The sequence below is a fragment of the Calidithermus roseus genome, assembly GCF_003574095.1.
GTDB lineage: Bacteria > Deinococcota > Deinococci > Deinococcales > Thermaceae > Calidithermus > Calidithermus roseus.
Map to the genome: position 1 here is coordinate 1 of NZ_QWLA01000076.1, position 16,905 is coordinate 16,905.

The window sequence follows — 16,905 nt, forward strand, 5'->3', positions numbered from 1 at the left end:
CGACGGCGCGGTGGAGTTCACCGCCAAGTACGAAAGGGGGAAGTTTCGGGGGCAGACCCGGCAATTCCGCAACGGGCGGCTCAGTTTCAGCCCAGGGGGCAAGCCCAAGACCCTCGAGGGGGAGTGGCTGGGCAAGGATGAGCGGGGGGAGGAAACTATTTACCGACTCACCGCTGTGTGGGTGCCCAGCCGTATCCCCCAGCCTCGGGCTTTAGCGACCTCGAGCTGGATAGTAGATGCGTGGAAGGCCAACATTGGCGCCAAAGGCATCCCCAAGACCTTCACTCCCGAGGTAGCCGAGGCCATCTTGTGGGCAGCCGGTGAGCTGGCGGTCAATCCCAACGATTTGGCCGCCTGTATAGCCTTTGAAAGCGGTAACTCCTTCTCGTCCAGCCAACCCCACCTGGGCGGCGGCAGTGCGGTGGGGCTGATCCAATTCACCTCCGATAGCATCCGGCGAATGCGCGCATGGCTGACCATTTGGGCATTTACTCGCGATCTAGGCGAGCAAATCCGTGCAGACATCCAGAAATACGGCTGGAAAGCGAACAAGCTCAGCCGGGAAAGTTTGATGAGCATGTCGATTCAGGAGCAGATTCGCTACGTGGTCTTGCACTTCAAATCCCACAAACTGCCACCAGGGGCTAACCTCGCCCAGATTTATAATACCGGATTCAAAAAGATAATCACCCAAACCAAAGACCTTCAGAGGCTATCTTTTTGAATCCTAGAGCACTCCCTTCGGTCGGGTCAGTTCGTCCCCATTCGGGAACGAACTGACCGAATCTGGTATAAAAGCATCATTGCCCCCTTCGCCCCCAATGATAGGGCGCTATATACAAAGCTGGCAAATCCTGCCCAATACGCCCAAAACCAAGGCTTAGACCTCGACAAGGATGGAGCGATCTCAAAAGAGGAAGCAGCGCGGAAGATTCACAACAACAACCATGTACTTCAATACTTCCTGCCCGTAGGCAACCACGAAATCCTCCAAGCGGCGCTGGATAGCCTGAGCGGCGATGACACCGAGAAGCGCGGGTATTACTGCCAGAAGTGGGTCAGGGAAGTGCTGGGAAAGACGAGCTACGATAAGCTATATAGGCCATACCGCAGAGAAACAGCTAAAGACGCGGGCCTTGCTTTCAAGGCCTCGCCATACTGGCATGAGTTTGACGCCTCTAAGCTTCAACCCGGAGACATCATCTATTGGCTCAAAGGGTCGTTCTACACCGAGAGCAACGGTCAGCGAAAAGAAGGAGGGCACGTCGGCATCTACATCGGTGGCGGAAAGGTAGCCAGTAACAACGTCATCGGTTGGAACAAGAGCGGTAAAAAGGACGCCAGAGGGTTACAGACCATCGAAGCGCTGGAGGACAAGGCCAATGGGGGCCCGCCCGATGGCTTTGTTCGCTTTTCGCCAAAGGATCTTGAACGCGAAGGGGAGGCCGATCAGTGAGAAAAGCCCTAATTCTAGCTCTCTGGGTCATCAGCTTAACAGGCCTTTGGGGCATGACCAAGCCCTTTATTCTCTCAAAGGTCGACTTCAGGAGTCAGCCTTTTATACCGCCCCCGTCCGGCTCCAAGGAGCAGCGCGCGGCTGAGGAGATACTCAAGAGGGACGGCTACTACCCCAGAGCGTCAGAATGGCTGCTCGGTTACATCGAGGGGTCTTTCACCCAGCCCAAGGTCAAGGAGAAGATCTTTGTGTACCACCAGGAGAAGCCCTCCTTCGGTGATGAAGTATCGCCTTATCAGGCGACTTATAGTAAAGCCATCTTGATCAGTAACTTTGATCTCGTTGACTCACCGCCAGGTGCGACCGTCGGGGTTAGCGCCATTCACTACACGACCGCGGGCCACTACATCGCCAACGTGGGGGACCTCAACGGGGATGGTCGGGACGAGATATTACGGGTGCACGAGCGCGTGGGGCTGACCCAGGAGGGCGGGGTGTTCTGGCTGGACGCGGACATCGTCAACTACAGCCGCGGTTCGGGCAAGCTATTCGGTTTGTTGGTTGAAGTGAAGTACGCGGAGCTACCCGAGGTGCTCGTCTCCGAGTGCCCTAGCTATCCGCAGATCCGGACGGCCCGCGTGGTTTCGAAAGTGCTGACTTTCGAGAGAAATGCCGTGGTCCTCAAGAGCTACACCGCGCCTTGTGTTGATATAACGGACCACCCGCCCCTGAACACCTTCAAGTTCATCGGGACCGAGCGGGTACAGCTCAAGAAGTTCCCCCCTCGGTGAGGCGTGCGCCTTGAAGGATTCCCCGGTGTGGAGCTTGGCAGGAGGTAGAGGATGGTCGAGAGTAAAGACAGGGCGGTGGGGTCCACCGCCCTCCTCAAAAGGGCGGAATCCCGCCGCCCCTTTCAAGTACCCAAAGCGCATGAACCCCAGGCTCGGTGCATAAGTGCAAGAAACGAACTGGTCATGTGTCTTAGGTCGTGCGCCGAACGCAAGGTGCTAAATGCGAGCCTTACACCCCGATATCCCGCTGGCGGAAGCGCAGCAGGCCCAGCGCCAGCAGCAGCAGGGTGACGCTCAGCAGGATGGCGGTGTAGCCCCAGTCGAAGCCGTTGCGCAGGGGCTCGTAGCCTGCTGCCAGATAGAAGGGGGAGAACTTCTGGCTTTCAGCCAGGTCTTTGCTCAGGGGAGTCAGGGCGTTCCAGAGGTAGGCCGCTACGGCCAGCAATGAGGCCAGGCCCAGCGCCATGGCCCGCCGCCCGTTCCAGGCCCCCAGGGCCAGCGCCAGCCCGCCGAACAGCAGCCCCAACAGGAAGCTGCCGCCCACCGCGGCGAGCTGGTGATCCAGGGGCAGGCTGACGTCAACTGCCTTCAACCCGAGCCAGATGCTCACGAACAGCAGCAGGCTCGAGAACAGCAGCGCCACCACCAGCACGCCAAGCTTTTCCAGGAAGAGCCGGGTGCGCCCTACGGGGTGAGCGGCGATCAGCTCGAGCTGCCCGCGCTCTTCCTCGCCCGCGATGGTCGCCGATCCGATCCCCACGCCCTGGATGATCAGGAGCAGCGGCACCATCAGCGCGAAGAGCCGTCCCTGCAGGAAGCCCTCAGGGGTGAACAGGTCAATCTGGTCGCTGACCCCGAAGGCCGCCAGCATCCCCTTGGGCATGGACTCTAGAAGCCGCTGCAACTCCTGACTGCTCTGCTGCATCGAGGGCAGGAACATCACCGAGATCAGGGAGAGGGCTGCTAGGCCCAGGCCAAAGCCCAGCAGGTTGCCCCGGCCCATGCGCAGGTTCTGTACGAGGATGTGCATAAAACTCCTTTTTATCGCCCATGCGCTTCAAGCGGCGCTGCGCGAGTCGTAGTAGGTGAGGAAGATCTCCTCGAGGCTGGGCTCTTGCGAGATGAAGTCGCGAACCCGGTGCTGAGCGGCGGCTTTGATCAGAGGGTCCAGGCTGCCCTGCACGGTGGCCTCGAGCCAGTCACCCTCGAAGCGCAGGTCCTTGAGGCCGGGCACCTGGGCCCACTCCTTGGGGTTGATCGCCTCGTCGAAGCGGATGCGCACCCGGCGCAGCGAGCGTTCGGCTAGCTCGCCAATGGCGCTCACCGCCACCAGCCTTCCCTCGCGGATGATGCCCACCCGGTCACACAGCGCTTGCACCTCGCCCATCACGTGGGAGGAGAGAAACACCGTGGCTCCTTGCCACTGAACCTCGCGTACCATTTTCTGGAACTCGATTTGCAAAAGCGGATCCAGCCCCGCGGTGGGCTCGTCGAGGATGAGCAACTCGGGACGGTGCATGAAAGCCTGCACCAGCCCGACCTTCTGCTTGTTGCCCTTGGAGAGGGTGCGCAGTTTGCGGCTGGGGTCGAGATCGAAGCGCTCGAGCAGCTGCTTGAGGTAGGCCGTGTCCAGCCTGTCTCGCAACCTGCCGAAGTAGCGGAACAGCTCCCAGCCGGTGAGGCCGTCGTAGAAGCTGAGCTCTCCGGGCAGGTAGCCAATGCGCTGGCGCAGCCTGGCGTTGCCCCGCACCGGCTGGCCCAGAACCCAGGCCTGGCCGCTGCTGGGCCGGATGAGATCCAGCAGCACGCGGATGGTGGTGGTCTTGCCCGCGCCGTTGGGGCCGAGGAAGCCGAAGACCTCGCCCGGATGGACCTCGAGATCGAGCTCCACTACTCCCCTTCTCTTGCCGTAATACTTGCTGAGTTTTTCCGTGCGAATCGCACTCATGCTGCTCTCCTCGCGAACGGCTGTTCGTTTTGCGTGTTTCCTGGCCTGTAATCTTCAAGCCGTCTGTCGCACGGCCTCGAGCCGCCGGATCAGCTCGCCGAGTTCCTGCTCGAAGAAGGCGTACAGATCGCGCATCTCCTCCAGTCGCAGCTTTCGCCCGGGCGGGGCGGTCTCCATGAGTTTCAAGCCCTTGTCGGCCAGGGCCCGGAAGGCGCTCAGGCTGGCCATGCGGGTTTTCATCAGGTCGGTCCAGGCGCCGGGGCGGATGCGGTAGAAGTCCTGCCGGCTGCCTCGCCTCGATACCCGCTCAATCAGGGAAAACTGCGTGAGCATGCGGGTCATGGTGCTGATGGAGGCTTTGCTCGCACCCAACTCCATAGCCAGTTGCGCCGCGCTCTGCTCCGGCGGATCGCAGACCATCAGCCAGCCCAGGATGCGCCCGGCGATGCGCGGCAAACCCACCGATTCGTACATCAGCGCGAACTCCTCGACGTATTGGTGCAGGGCGTCGGCCATGCGGCAAGTTTAGTACGTTCAATAATTTCAGTCAATACTGAACATAGCAAATGTCGAAATTTGACCCTGTCCACCCGTGCTATAACCGCGACTCGCTTGCCCGTCGGGATCTTGAGATCAGCAGGCGTTCGGCTTACGACCCGCCGGCTATCGACCATCGACGCCTTAGGGCTCACGGCTGAGGTCCAGGAATCGCCGGGTGAGTCGCTCGCGGTCGGGCTCGGGGAGATTCACGCGCTCGAGGCCGGCGTTCTCGAGGAGCTTGTTTTGGAGCTCGAGCGGGCTGGCTTCGGGCAGTTTTTGCCGCCACAGGGCCGCGGCTCCCGCGACCAGCGGCGCGGCGAAGGAGGTGCCGCGGTTGTTGTCGCACGGCTGGCCGTAGGCGTCGATGGCCTTGACCAGGCTGGCGGGGGCCAGGATGTCCACCCAGCTTCCGCGGTTGGAGTGGGTGGAAGGCTCAAAGTGTTCACCGTGCGCGACAGTGCGGGTAAGGCTGCTGTGCTAAGCACCCCACGGGGCCCCAGGGTGGAAAATCGATGGGAAGACATTCAGTTTGTCAGGACTGGAAGAAGGGGGTGGATTCTCCCCACCCCCTTGCTTCTCTTGCGCATTCGCGAGTCACCCTCGACTGCCGTGCCTGCCGTGACCGTCGGCTATCGGCGGCTTCTGTAAGGAGTCTCTTGTTTGCCCGGCAAATCCCCTAGCATCTGAGGGGGCTTGGCTTTACACTTCTTTTTGTGCTAGGACGCGGAGCGGTGCCAAGCCGTGCCCACGAGCCAGCGCAGGAGGCTACGAGCACCGTTGGAGAAACTCAAGCGCTACACCGCCAAGGATGCTGAAGAAACCTACCTGGTGCCCCATTGGGCCGCCGGGTTTTTTCGTGTGGGCGAAGACGGCCATCTCGAGGTCACCCCGGAGGGCAACGGCGGTCCGAGCGCTTCGCTGTACGAGATCGTCACCGACCTGCGCGACGAGGGGCGGCCTCTGCCGGTAATGCTACGCTTTCCCCAGATCCTCGAGGCCCGTGTGATCGAACTCAACGAGGCCTTCCGCCGGGCCATCCATAAGTACGGCTACCGCGGCAGCTACCAGGGCCTGTTTCCGGTCAAGGTCAACCAGCGGCGCATGGTGGTCGAGACCATCGCCCGGGCCGGAAAACCCTACCTCCACGGCCTCGAGGCCGGTTCCAAGGCCGAGCTGGCCCTGATCCTGGCTCAGGATTTGCACAAGGACGCGCTCATCGCCTGCAACGGCTTCAAGGACGACGACTTCATTCGGCTGGCCCTGATGGGCAAGAAGCTGGGCAAGAACGTCGTCATCACCCTGGAAAAGTTCGCCGAGCTGGGCCGGGTGATGCGCATCGCCAGGGAACTGGGCGTCGAGCCCTCCATCGGCATCCGCTACAAGCTCAAGACCAAGGGCAGCGGGCAGTGGGAGGAATCGGGCGGCGAGGCGGCCAAGTTTGGCCTGACCACCCCCGAGATCATGAAAACCGTGGACCTGTTGGCCGAAGCCGGGATGCTGGGCACCATCAGCATGCTGCACTCGCACATCGGCTCCCAGGTCACCGACATCCGTCGCATCAAGCAGGCCGTGCGCGAGATCGCCCAGACCTACGTGCAACTGCGCAAACTGGGGGCTCCGGTGCGCTACCTCAACCTCGGCGGTGGACTGGCGGTGGACTACGACGGCTCCAAGACCGCCTTCTACGCCTCGGCCAACTACTCCCTCTCCGAGTACGCCGAGGACCTGGTCTACGTCACCAAGGAAATCTGCGACGGTCACGGCGAACCCCACCCCACCCTGGTCACCGAGAGCGGGCGGGCCGTCACCGCCTATCACAGCGTGCTGGTGCTCGAGGTCATCGACACCATCAAGCCTCCCGGTGAGGACAAAGTCGAAGAGCCCGAGGACGTTCACCCCGTCGTCAAGGACATGTTCGACCTGGCGAGGAGCATCTCGGTCAAGAACTACCGCGAGGTCTACCACGACGCCTTCTCCAACAAGGACACCCTGCAGAACCTCTACGACCTGGGCCTGATCTCCCTGCGCGACCGGGCCCTGGCCGAAAGCCTCTTCTACCAGATCGCCCGCAAGACCCTCAAGTTCGCCCTCGAGCTCGACTACCCCGCCGACGAGCTGGAGGACTTGCAGAAAATGCTGGCCGACAAGCTGGTGTGCAACTTCTCGCTCTTCCAGAGCCTGCCGGATTCCTGGGCCATCAAGCAGCTTTTTCCCATCGTCCCCCTCTCGCGCCTCGACGAGCGCCCTACCCGCGAGGCCACGCTGGTAGACATCACCTGCGACTCCGACGGCAAGTTCGACCGCTTCATCGACCTGCACGACGTGCGCAACACCCTCCCTGTCCACGAGATCCGTCCGGGTGAGCCTTACTACCTGGGAGTGTTCCTCACCGGGGCCTATCAGGACGTGCTGGGCATGAGCCACAACCTCTTTGGCCGCATCGGCGAAGCCCACGTGCGGGTGGATGCCGACGGCTACGAGATCGAGCGCTTCGTGATGGGGGAGAAGGCCCGGCGGGTAATCGAGAAGATGGGCTACGAGGAGGGTGAGCTGGCCGAGGCGGTGGAGAAGCTGGTGCGCTCCTCCAGGCTGACCCCGGCGGAAAAAGGCGCCTTCATGGAGCAGTACGCCCGCGAGTTGGTGGGCTACACCTACCTCGAGGATTAAGGGCTGGAGGCTTGTGGATATCCCCCCTACCCTCTTGGGGGGTAGGGAAAGAGCGTTAGGCATCGGCTATCGACATTCTCCCGACATCTGGCCGAATGTTTCCTCGATGTGATCTATGCTGCGCTACCCTCATCGTCAGGCCATGAACCCCTCGCCCGTCGATCCCTCGGCCCTCGAGGCCAGCCGCCGCCGTACCGGCCTCTTGCTGTTACCCCTGGCGGCTATGGCTACGGCTACGGCCTGGCTGATGAGCTACGCCAACCACAGCCTCAACCCCGTGGATCGCTGGCTGCTGCCGCTGTTGACGCTCGAGGCGCTGCTGTTGTGGGGCTTGCTCTACCTACGCCGCCTCAGCGTGCGCGAGGTCGAGATGGGCACGGTGGTTGGGCTGGGGGCCTACCAGCTAGCCATGCAGGTCTATCTGGTGATCAGCGGAGAGGTTTACCGCGATGGCTTCGGGGCTACGTCGCTGTGGTACCCGCTGATGTTTCCCCTGATCTTTCTGATCCTGCCTCGAGAGCAGGCGCTGCGCTTCTCGGTGACCTACTACTTGCTGGGCCTGACGATTGGCTTAGTCGGGCTGGCGCTGGGGGCGAGCCCCAGCCTCAAGGCGCTCAACTCCTTCGTGCAGTTCTATGTTGTCTGTGTGGTCTATCTGGTGCTGCTCGACATCTATGCCCGCGTGCGTGAGCAGTATTTCCTCATGCGCCAGATGGCCCACACCGATCCCCTCACCGGGCTGGCCAACCGCCGTGCGGGGCGGGAATGCCTCGAGCACACCCTCAACCGGGCCGCGCCGGGCAGCGCGGCGGTGATCCTGGCCGACCTCGACCACTTCAAGGCGGTCAACGACCGCTACGGCCACTCCGTGGGCGATCAGGTGTTGCGCGAGGTGGCCTTCCGCCTCGATCAGGAACTGCGCGAGGGCGATCTGCTGGCGCGCTGGGGCGGGGAGGAGTTTTTGATCCTGGTGCAGGGGGCCGACCTCGAGCAGGCCCAGCGCTTAGCCCAGCGCCTGGGAGCTGCGGTCCAGGAACAGCCTGTGGCGGGCGGCATCGGAATCAGCCTGAGCTTTGGAGTGGCGGTGTTTCGCCCAGGCGATAGCGTCGAAACCTTGCTGGAACGGGCCGACCAAGCCCTCTACCGCGCCAAGCACCTGGGCCGCAGGCGGGTGGAGTTGGAGGCTTAACTCCCCTTTAGCAACCAGCGCACGTCCTGCACTACCTTATCGGGATCCTGCTGCAGCTTGCCCTGACCGTAGATCAGGCGCAACTGGCCCTTGGGATCAATCAGGAAGACACTGGCGGTGTGATCGACGTTGTACTGCTGAGCCGACTTGATCTGCGATTTCTGGTAGAAGACGCCGTAGTCCTTAGCGACCTGGGCCGTGGCCTCGGGGGTGCCGCTCAGGCCGACGAAATGGGGATCGAAGAACTGCACGTACCTTCCCAGCGCCTCGGGCGTATCGCGCTCGGGGTCCACGCTGATGAACAGCACCTGCACCCTGGCTTGCTCTTCGGGGGTGAGTCTGGTGTAGACCCGCTTGAGGTCTTGCAGGGTGGTGGGGCATACGTCGGGGCAGTTGACGAAGCCGAAGAAGATGAACACCGCCTTGCCCCGCAAGTCGGAAAGCCTGTAGCTGGGGTTGCTGGCGCTGGCGAGCGTGAATTCGGCGGCGGGGCGCGGGGTGAGCAGGGCGGTGCCGTAGGGCTGGTAACGGTTGAGCCGGGTATAAGCGAGCACGGCCAGCAGGATGGGCAGGCCGATAAACAGCACGAGTCCGGCGATGCGTCGGGTCATAGCATTGCCCAGGATAAGGCGCATTCATGAGGATGAATGTCACGCCAGAGGCCGTCGGCTTTCAGCTATCCGCAGGAGGGCTACAGGTGATGGGCCCCTGTCCTCAGCGACGCTATCGGCATATCCCGCTTTTGCCCTAAACTGGCAGCGTGTCGAACCGACTCACCTGGGCGGCGGCATTGCTGATGCTGCCCTTTTTCCTGCAACTGCTGGGTTTTGGCCAGACCCCCCTGGGTGGGGGGTTGTGCGGATCGCTGCTCGAGGGGCGGGATTTGCCGCTGGATCAGCAGCCTGCGGGGTTTTGGTATGCGCTTTTGTTCATGCTGTTGCTGGCCGGGCAACTGGCCTACGGGGGAATCCTGCTGCTGTCGAGGTTGCTCGAGCCCACCCCCACCTCCCAGCGGGGGTTGGCGCGGGTGGGGGTTTACGTGGCTCTGCCCCTGCTGCTGGCTTTTCTGCTGACGCGCCTGACGGGCCTGCCCACCCCTGGGCCCCTGGGTTGGCAGTGGGGAGAGCGGGCCGGGCTGGATCTGCTGGGCCTGCTGATGGTGGGGGCCACGCTGGGCGCACTGGGGCTGATGTGGCGGGCCTCGGTCGCCAGGCCCCAATCCTCCTGAGCGCCTTGGGGTAGTTTGGAGGGCATGGAGAGGTTGTTGGAGGTGATGCGCCGTCTGCGGGCTCCCGACGGCTGCCCCTGGGACAAGGAACAGACCCACCTGAGCCTGCGCCCCTACATGCTCGAGGAGGCCGCCGAGGCGGTGGACGCCATGAGCAAAGGCGACCCCGATGAACTGGCCGAGGAGCTGGGCGACGTGCTCTTGCAGGTGGCTTTCCACAGCGTGATCGCCGAACAGGAGGGCACCTTCAGCTATTCCCAGGTCGAGGGGCACATCGTGGATAAGCTCATCCGCCGCCACCCTCATGTCTTCGGCGGCGTAAAAGCCGATACCCCGGAGGAAGTCAGCGCCAACTGGCGGGTGATCAAAGCGGGGGAGGGCAAGGGCAGGGCCTCGGTGTGCGACGAGGTGCCGCGCAGCCTGGGGGCGTTGGCGCGGGCCGCCGAGATCCAGAAGAAGCTCGAGGCTCCCCTGGCCAGCCCCGGCGATGTGATCTCGGCTCTCGAAAAAGGCGACCTCGCCGAGGCACTATGGCAGATGGTGGCCCTGTGCCGCCGGGAGAAGGTGAATCCGGAAATCCTGCTCCGGGAGAAATGCGACCGGAATTGCTCAAAGCCCTAGTCAGCAAGCCGCCTCAACCCCTGCTCCTGCCCAGGGGCTTCGTGGATGCCGCCGTGTTGCTGCCGGTGTGGGAAGGGCACCTGCTCTTCACCGTGCGCAGCGCCCACCTGCCGCATCACGCCGCCCAGATCAGCTTTCCCGGTGGCCGCTTCGACGATGGGGAGACCGCCGAACAGGCCGCTTTGCGCGAGGCCTGGGAAGAGGTGGGCCTCGAGCCCGAAGCGGTCGAGATCCTGGGCCACCTCAACCCCACGCTCTCGCCCTTTGGCTACCGGGTGTTTCCCCTGCTGGGTCACATTGCCCGCGAACCCCGCCTCACCCCCAACCCCGAGGAGGTGAGCGAGCTGCTGTGGGTGCCCATCCACGAACTCATCGAAGTCCCCGCCTACGCCGAGGAGCGGGTGGCCAGCCCGCACGCTCAGCCCCCGCTCGAGCCGGAGGAGGCCATCAGCGTGCAACCTGGCGGGGTGATCAAGCGCTTGGTGTGGCACTATCCCTGGCGGGGCTACGACATTTGGGGCGTGACGGGAAACATCGTCCACGACTTCTTGGAGCGCATCAAGGAGGTACGGCTGTGAACACGATTGGGATCTTGCTGGAGGATTACTTCGACGAGCGCGAAGTGATCTACCCCTACTACCGGGTGCAGGAGGCCGGGTTCAGCCCGCTGGTGATCGGCCCCAGGCCGGGGAGCTTCCACGGTAAGACCCCCTTCACCTTCGAGGCCAAGGTCGCAGCTGAGGCGGTCAGGGCCGGCGACCTAGCCGGGCTGATCGTGCCCGGCGGCTTCGCCCCCGACCGCATGCGTCGCCACAAGGCCATGACCCGGCTCATCGCCGAGATCGACGCCCGGAAAAAACCGCTGGGAGCCATCTGCCACGCGGGTTGGGCGCTCATCAGCGCGGGAGTGGTCAAGGGGCGCAGGCTCACCGGCTTCAGCTCGATCCGCGAGGACCTCGAGAACGCCGGGGCCATCTACCTCGACGAGCGGGTGGTGGTGGAGGGCCACCTGGTCACCGCCCAGCACGCCGACGACCTGCCCGCGTTCATGCAGGCCTTCCTGGCCCGCTTTGATTAGGCCTACGACGTAGGACGTACGACCCTCAAAGGCAGGGGTTATATGGCAGCGATGCGCTCCAGCTCTGGCCGTCCTCGAGGCGCTTGAAGCGGAATTCGGCCTGGGGAGTCTCGACGCGGGTGCCATAGCCCACCACGTCGGGCATGGTCTCGTAGAGGATGGGCTCGAGGCCGGGCGCAGTCTGGGTGACGCGGTAGGTGCCCTGCTCGAGGCGGAACTCCACCCACAAGGCCTCCCGGTTGCAGCCTTGCTTGCTAGGGTCGATCACCCCCGGTGGGCTGGGCTGACTTCCAGGAGCGGGCTGGTTGCAAGCCGAGAGGGCTAGGGCCAACAGCGCGAGTGTCCACCTCATGAGTGACCTCCTCCAAATCGACGGGTGCTGGGCGAGGGGGGTTGTGATTCCAGTCTACGCCACGGGGTGGGCCCTGGCTCAGGCCGCTAGCTTGCTCCTGACCACGACGACGCCGGGGAGGCGCTTGATGTGGCCCACCAGGGCCTCGAGCCCCTCCAGGTCACGCCCTTCCACCACCGCGATGGCCTCGCCCGAGCCTTGCAGGGCGTCGGCCTTGAGCACGCCCTTGATCCGCCGCACCCGCTCGACTACCTCGGAGGGACGCTCAGCCCGGATGAACACGTAGGCCAGTACCTTTACCTTAGCCCGCCGCGATCCGCCGGAGTGCCGCTGGCGCAGCTCCCGCTCGATCCTGGCCTCCTCGCGCAGCTTGTGCGTGCGCTCCCTGAAGTGAAGCAATGCCAGTTCTACGCCGATTGAGTTGTCCCACATAACGCTCCTCCTGCGTTTTGGGAAAGTAGCTCCCTGACCCCAATGAACCCATGGGGTTGCCCGAATGATCAGCTCGTGCTCTTGCTCCGTGCCCTCGGCGGTGTAGCCGCCGTCGAGCTTGAATTCACCGACCTCGAGCCCCCGGTGCCCGGCCCAGTCGTACATGCGCCAAACCGACGACCTCGAACGGGCCTTCCTGAACCATTTCCATATCCGTATCTCCTCGCTCAGGCTGCGACCTTCACTGAGAGCTTCCTGACCCCCGGCGTGGCCTGCACTTCGCTGAGCCGCATCTGGAGTGAGGCGAGGTTTTTCTCCTCGATCACCAGCGCTACCTCCGAAGCTCCCATCAGCACGTGGGCCTTGGTCACGCCGGGCAGTTGGCTCAGGGCCTCGCGGACCCGCTTGGGCTGGTAGCAGGAAACGAAGACATAGGCCGAGAAACGCCGGGGGCTTTCTTGGGCGAGGGGGTGTCCTGGCCGAACCACTGCGTCACGGGTGAACCTCCTTTATGTTTCTAGCATAATCAGATCGCATCTGAAGAGGCCGCCTGGCGCTCATGCCCGATCTTCGGGGCTTGGATGCAGCTTTGCCCGAGAGGGGAACTGGCCAGGCGGCCAGCCCGCAGGTCGGGGTCCGGCTTGTAGCCGAACCCTAAAGCTATCTAGCTGGCTCGAGCCAGCGTGGGTTGGGCTTCCTTCTGGAGGAAGCGGTTGAAGAGCTTGGAAAGCCGGCCCTCGGGGTAGTAGCTAGCCCGGTAGAGGCAGAGGGCCTCGAGCCAGGCCTGGGCCAGCGCCTGGGCCTGCGGGCGCAGCCGGGGCAGCGCTTCGCGCAGATCGGTTTCCAGGGCCCACAGCCCCACCAGGCCACGCCGGTTGTCGATCTCGATGAGGGTGTTGAGGACATCGCTCGGGTGGGCCTTGCCTTGCCCCAACGAACGCCAGACGGTCTCATTTGCGGTCATACCTGTGGCCTCCGGTTATGAATATAACATAACCAATATGCTGATGCAATATCCCGAAGCGACTCATTACGACTTGACCGTAAAGGAGAGTTGTGCTACCGTGACCTTGATATGACACTAGCCGAACGCCTGCGCGAACTACGTAGCCAGCAGGGCTGGCGCCTGAAGGACTTGTCGGAAAGAAGCGGCCTTTCGGTGCCCTACCTCTCGGACCTCGAGCGCGGTCGCACCAACCCCAGCCTCGACACCCTGCAAACCTTGGCGAGCTCCTATGGCGTGAGCGTCAACGACCTGCTGGCCCCCGTGGACTTCTACGGCGAGCGCACCGAGGCCTCCTTGCCCAAGGGCCTAGCCGAGCTCCTGGCCGACCCCACCCTGGGCAAGGAGATCACCCCCGAGTGGCAGCAGACCCTTGCCCGCATCGAGCTGCGCGGTAAGCGTCCGGAGTCCAAGCGCGACTGGTACGAGATCTTCTTGCACCTCAAGCGCGTTCTGGAAGGCTGAGCGGCGTCCAGGGCCAAGCGAGCAGCCGATAGCGAAGATTGCTGTCGGCTTTTTTCTCGGTGACGCCATGCAACCCTATCCCACCATCGAATCCGATTTTTTCGTGCTGGGCCACGAGATCCGCACCTCCAACGCCCTCGAGGTGCACTGAGCCATGTCACACGCTGCGGCAGCGAGGCGTCCTTGCAACTCGACAGTAGGCTTCCCCGCGCCACCAGCTATTGGAATGCCGTGCAGGAAATATACGAACTCCCGAGGGGATAATTGACTGTCATGGATCTGCGCTCGCGGGTCATCCAGATGGCCAGGGACTACCGCCAGGCCCACGCGCCGCTGACCGCCGAGCGGCTGGTGCGGGGCATCGGAGTCTCGCTCTCGTACGCCAAGCTGCCCGAGGGCAAGTTCGGGGCCTTCATCGAGGAGCAGCAGCGCATCGTCATCGACCAGGATTCCCCTCCCAAGCGTCAGCGCTTCACCCTGGCCCACGAGGTCATGCACCACCTCATTCGCCACGACGCCGACATCCTCTCCGACCTGCACGAGGAGTTCGAGGGGGAGCGGCTGGAGAGTCAGCTCGAGGCGCTGTGCAACCTGGGTGCGGCGGAGATGCTGCTGCCGGGCGAGGTGGTGGAAGCCGCCATCGCCCGCAAAGGTCAGAATCCCCGCCTGATCCCCGAACTCGCCGAGGGGCACCAGGTTTCGGAGGAGGTGGTGATCATCGCCCTGGCCGAGCGGGGGCCCGTCCCCTCGCTGGTGCTCATGGCCGGGGCCAAGCCCCTGCGGGTGTTCTTCAGCGCCAAGCACGAGCGCGTCTTCGACCGGGTGAGCCGGGGGGCGGCCATTCACCGCGATCACCCGCTGGCGGTGGCCCTCGAGACCGGCCTGCCCTACAAGGGCAAAGCCAGCCTGCCGGGCCACCCCACCCTCTACAACCTCGAGGCCTACCCCAAGGCAGGGCGGGTCTACGCGGTGTTCCGCGAGTTGCACAACTGAACGCTGGGGGCCGAATAGCCCGTGGCGACCTTTGAACGCCGAATATGAAACCCATCGAAACCACTCCTTCCGCCCTGCGCCGGGTGATTCTGGCCCGGCAGGGGCTGCTGGAGTGGAGCGGGGGCAGGGGAGGGTGGGCCGAAGGAGGGCTGTGGCGCGAGGAACTCGGCGGGCCGGAGGGGGTGCTCGAGGTGCTGCGGCGGCTGGAGGCTGTCCAGCTCGACCCGGTGAACGTGGTGGCCCCCAACCACCACCTGGTGCTGCACAACCGCCTGCGGGGCTACCGCGGCGAGCACCTCGAGGCGCTCTACCCGGCCCGCCGGGTCTTCGAGTACTGGGCTCAGGCCCGCTGCATCCTGCCCATCGAGGACTGGGCCGTCTTCGAGCTGCGGCGGCAGCGCTGGAGGCTCGAGCACACCATCTACAACAGGCACGGCGAAAGCTACGAGAGCGAGATCTACGAAGCCATCGCCCACATAAGGCAGAGGCTCGAAGCCGAAGGCCCGCTGTCCGCCCGGAGGCTCGACAACGGGAAGAAGGTCCAAGGCTACTGGGGCTTTACCACCAAGGCCACCTCCCAGGCCATCGAGCACCTGTGGGAGGCGGGGGAGCTGGTGGTGGCTTACCGTAGAGGGGACGAGCGCTATTTCGCCCTCACCTCGCAGTGGTTCCCCGATCTGCCCCAAGCCCCTGCCGACCCCCAGGCTAAGCTGATGAAGTTCGTGCGGGCCTACGGGGTGATCGACGCCGGCGATCAGCGGCTGGGCTGGCTGCCCCTTGGGGCTGCCGAGCGCAAAGCGTTGCTCGAGCCCCTGCTACGGCAGGGTGTCCTGCTTCCGCTGCACCTGGAGGGCCTCCGGCGGCGCTACTACCTGTGGGCTGAGTTGCTTCCGCTGCTCGAGGCCCTCCAGGGGGCCAAGGTCGCGCCCCGCGTTACGCTGCTCTCTCCGCTCGACAACCTGTTGTGGCGGCGCGAGCGCATCCAGGACTTGTGGGGCTTCGAGTACAGGTGGGAGATCTACGTGCCCGAGCCCAAGCGCAGGTATGGCCCCTACGTGCTGCCGGTGCTGGAGGGCGAGGCTCTAGTGGCGCGGGTGGACGCCCGCATGGAGCGCCCGCAGGGGCGGCTGCGGGTGCGACGGGTCTGGTGGGAACGCGAGCCCGCGGCGGGGCAGGTAAAGCGCCTCTGGCGGGCCCTGGCCGATCTGGCCCGCGCCCAGGGGGTGGAACTTGAGCCCCCTCGACCCGCCATGTGACGCAACCGTCGCCCCGCGAGCGGGCTTTAGCCTAGGCTTTGTAAGGTATGGGGCGCTGGCTTTCGTGCATTCTTCTGGCATTGTTGGCAATCGGTTTTGGCGAAGCCCCTCTGGCTTCCCCGCAAGGATGTGTGCCTTACCCAAAGGCCAGTTACCCCCAGGACTCCTTCGGTGTCGCCCTCAAGCCAGGGCAGGTGGGGGGTAGCTCGAGCCCCGAGGGCACCCCCCGGCTGGTGCTCGACAAGGGCACAACCCGGATGTCGGTGGATCACTGTGCCCTGCGCATGCCCGAAACCAGCGCGCCCCGCTTCGGCCAGGTGGGCCTGGCCTATCCCAAGATGCAGCGGCAGAACGGGCGGGTGATTCACTTCCGGGTGCGGCCTGGTGACATCCAGCAGTCCAACGGCCTGGTGCTGGGGGCGTTCAAGGAGCCCAACCCCGCCAATCCCCTGGGGGCAGCCAATGCCGTGGCGCTCGACAACTTCGATAACCAGACGGGCACCTTCAACATCGGTTTCCGGGACGCGATGCTGCCCACGCTGCTGCCGCAGTTCCAGACCCCCCTCGACGTGTACGTGCTGCTGCGCGAGCGGGGCGCAGTCTACTTGGTAGATGGGCTGGCGGGCGGCCACTACGCCGCTCCTCCGGGCGCAAGCGTGATCGGCCTGGACCAGAGCCTAGGCTTCGCCGAGTTCTACCCCGCAGCCCACAGCTCCAGCCCCCTACTCGAGCACCGTCTCGAGCACTTCCAGGTGCGCGACGTGGCGGCCTGGTCGCGCTGGTACGGCACCGCCCACGCCGCCGACCGGCTCATCGGGGCCAACGGTGCAGCGCTGGGACAGGCCGAGAAAGGGGGTGTCTGGCGGGTGAGGGGGAACCTCAGGCG

General features: G+C 64.0%; 21 protein-coding genes and 1 pseudogene. 13 read left to right on the forward strand and 9 right to left on the reverse strand.

The features are described from left to right. From Mrose_RS18970 to Mrose_RS15195, 3 genes are all read left to right on the forward strand, one after another. Positions 1 to 724: hypothetical protein (locus tag Mrose_RS18970; RefSeq protein WP_220452345.1), on the forward strand; the 724-nt coding region annotated here is incomplete at its 5' end. Positions 725 to 1,066: 342 nt separating this feature from the next. Then, complete coding sequence (locus Mrose_RS15190) at positions 1,067 to 1,456, forward strand: C40 family peptidase (RefSeq protein WP_119279683.1); 390 nt, start codon at positions 1,067 to 1,069, stop codon at positions 1,454 to 1,456. Further along, the gene (locus Mrose_RS15195; RefSeq protein WP_119279685.1) at positions 1,453 to 2,247 is read left to right on the forward strand and encodes a hypothetical protein; all 795 of its coding nucleotides are present in this window, start codon (positions 1,453 to 1,455) and stop codon (positions 2,245 to 2,247) included. Before Mrose_RS15190 ends, Mrose_RS15195 begins: the two co-directional genes overlap by 4 nt. Positions 2,248 to 2,476: 229 nt before the next feature. On the opposite strand, the gene Mrose_RS15200 is transcribed toward Mrose_RS15195, so the two are convergent. From Mrose_RS15200 to Mrose_RS15215, 4 genes and pseudogenes are all read right to left on the reverse strand, one after another. Then, entirely contained in the window at positions 2,477 to 3,277 is an 801-nt protein-coding gene (locus tag Mrose_RS15200; protein WP_119279687.1) for an ABC transporter permease, read from the reverse strand. 27 nt (positions 3,278 to 3,304) lie between these two features. Continuing rightward, positions 3,305 to 4,195 carry an ABC transporter ATP-binding protein gene (locus Mrose_RS15205; RefSeq protein ID WP_119279689.1) on the reverse strand — a complete coding sequence of 297 codons (891 nt, stop codon included), beginning with the start codon at positions 4,193 to 4,195 and terminating at the stop codon, positions 3,305 to 3,307. 54 nt (positions 4,196 to 4,249) lie between these two features. After that, positions 4,250 to 4,711 (reverse strand): GbsR/MarR family transcriptional regulator, encoded by a 462-nt coding sequence (locus tag Mrose_RS15210; RefSeq protein ID WP_119279691.1) that lies wholly within the window; start codon positions 4,709 to 4,711, stop codon positions 4,250 to 4,252. Between the two features lie 165 nt (positions 4,712 to 4,876). Continuing rightward, a pseudogene (locus Mrose_RS15215) lies at positions 4,877 to 5,152 on the reverse strand (S8 family serine peptidase); the annotation flags it as partial. 360 nt (positions 5,153 to 5,512) lie between these two features. On the opposite strand from Mrose_RS15215, the gene speA reads away from it, so the two are divergent. Then, the gene (speA, locus tag Mrose_RS15220) at positions 5,513 to 7,402 is read left to right on the forward strand and encodes a biosynthetic arginine decarboxylase (protein ID WP_119279695.1); all 1,890 of its coding nucleotides are present in this window, start codon (positions 5,513 to 5,515) and stop codon (positions 7,400 to 7,402) included. Between the two features lie 142 nt (positions 7,403 to 7,544). Next, a complete protein-coding gene (locus tag Mrose_RS15225; RefSeq protein WP_220452346.1) occupies positions 7,545 to 8,591 on the forward strand; it encodes a GGDEF domain-containing protein in 1,047 nt (348 codons plus the stop codon). Here the strand turns inward: Mrose_RS15225 and Mrose_RS15230 are convergent. Further along, positions 8,588 to 9,202: an SCO family protein gene (locus tag Mrose_RS15230; protein WP_119279699.1), complete on the reverse strand. Its 615-nt coding sequence runs from the start codon at positions 9,200 to 9,202 to the stop codon at positions 8,588 to 8,590. The genes Mrose_RS15225 and Mrose_RS15230 overlap by 4 nt on opposite strands. Positions 9,203 to 9,351: 149 nt before the next feature. Between Mrose_RS15230 and Mrose_RS15235 the strand changes: the two genes are divergently transcribed. The 4 genes from Mrose_RS15235 to Mrose_RS15250 are packed head-to-tail and all read left to right on the forward strand — an operon-like array spanning position 9,352 to position 11,518. Continuing rightward, positions 9,352 to 9,819 (forward strand): hypothetical protein, encoded by a 468-nt coding sequence (locus tag Mrose_RS15235; RefSeq protein ID WP_119279701.1) that lies wholly within the window; start codon positions 9,352 to 9,354, stop codon positions 9,817 to 9,819. Positions 9,820 to 9,843: 24 nt separating this feature from the next. Further along, complete coding sequence (locus tag Mrose_RS15240; protein WP_119279703.1) at positions 9,844 to 10,440, forward strand: MazG family protein; 597 nt, start codon at positions 9,844 to 9,846, stop codon at positions 10,438 to 10,440. Next, positions 10,413 to 11,018 carry an NUDIX hydrolase gene (locus Mrose_RS15245; protein WP_119279705.1) on the forward strand — a complete coding sequence of 202 codons (606 nt, stop codon included), beginning with the start codon at positions 10,413 to 10,415 and terminating at the stop codon, positions 11,016 to 11,018. The genes Mrose_RS15240 and Mrose_RS15245 overlap by 28 nt, the downstream gene beginning before the upstream one ends. Beyond that, positions 11,015 to 11,518, forward strand: coding sequence for a type 1 glutamine amidotransferase domain-containing protein (locus tag Mrose_RS15250; protein WP_119279706.1), 504 nt, complete (start codon positions 11,015 to 11,017; stop codon positions 11,516 to 11,518). Before Mrose_RS15245 ends, Mrose_RS15250 begins: the two co-directional genes overlap by 4 nt. Positions 11,519 to 11,543: 25 nt before the next feature. Here the strand turns inward: Mrose_RS15250 and Mrose_RS15255 are convergent, their stop codons facing one another. From Mrose_RS15255 to Mrose_RS15270, 4 genes are all read right to left on the reverse strand, one after another. After that, positions 11,544 to 11,870: a hypothetical protein gene (locus Mrose_RS15255; RefSeq protein WP_147371677.1), complete on the reverse strand. Its 327-nt coding sequence runs from the start codon at positions 11,868 to 11,870 to the stop codon at positions 11,544 to 11,546. A 78-nt stretch (positions 11,871 to 11,948) separates the two neighbouring features. Further along, positions 11,949 to 12,302 (reverse strand): Lrp/AsnC ligand binding domain-containing protein, encoded by a 354-nt coding sequence (locus Mrose_RS15260; protein ID WP_147371678.1) that lies wholly within the window; start codon positions 12,300 to 12,302, stop codon positions 11,949 to 11,951. A 227-nt stretch (positions 12,303 to 12,529) separates the two neighbouring features. Continuing rightward, complete coding sequence (locus tag Mrose_RS15265) at positions 12,530 to 12,790, reverse strand: Lrp/AsnC ligand binding domain-containing protein (protein WP_119279712.1); 261 nt, start codon at positions 12,788 to 12,790, stop codon at positions 12,530 to 12,532. A 176-nt stretch (positions 12,791 to 12,966) separates the two neighbouring features. Continuing rightward, positions 12,967 to 13,266, reverse strand: coding sequence for a hypothetical protein (locus tag Mrose_RS15270; protein WP_119279714.1), 300 nt, complete (start codon positions 13,264 to 13,266; stop codon positions 12,967 to 12,969). A gap of 111 nt (positions 13,267 to 13,377) precedes the next feature. Between Mrose_RS15270 and Mrose_RS15275 the strand changes: the two genes are divergently transcribed. The 4 genes from Mrose_RS15275 to Mrose_RS15290 all read left to right on the forward strand — a co-directional run. Further along, the gene (locus tag Mrose_RS15275) at positions 13,378 to 13,770 is read left to right on the forward strand and encodes a helix-turn-helix domain-containing protein (protein WP_119279716.1); all 393 of its coding nucleotides are present in this window, start codon (positions 13,378 to 13,380) and stop codon (positions 13,768 to 13,770) included. A 273-nt stretch (positions 13,771 to 14,043) separates the two neighbouring features. Then, positions 14,044 to 14,763, forward strand: coding sequence for an ImmA/IrrE family metallo-endopeptidase (locus Mrose_RS15280; RefSeq protein ID WP_119279717.1), 720 nt, complete (start codon positions 14,044 to 14,046; stop codon positions 14,761 to 14,763). Positions 14,764 to 14,807: 44 nt separating this feature from the next. Continuing rightward, complete coding sequence (locus Mrose_RS15285) at positions 14,808 to 16,019, forward strand: winged helix-turn-helix domain-containing protein (RefSeq protein ID WP_119279719.1); 1,212 nt, start codon at positions 14,808 to 14,810, stop codon at positions 16,017 to 16,019. A 131-nt stretch (positions 16,020 to 16,150) separates the two neighbouring features. Next, a partial coding sequence (locus Mrose_RS15290; RefSeq protein WP_220452347.1) for a hypothetical protein occupies positions 16,151 to 16,905 on the forward strand: 755 nt, incomplete at its 3' end.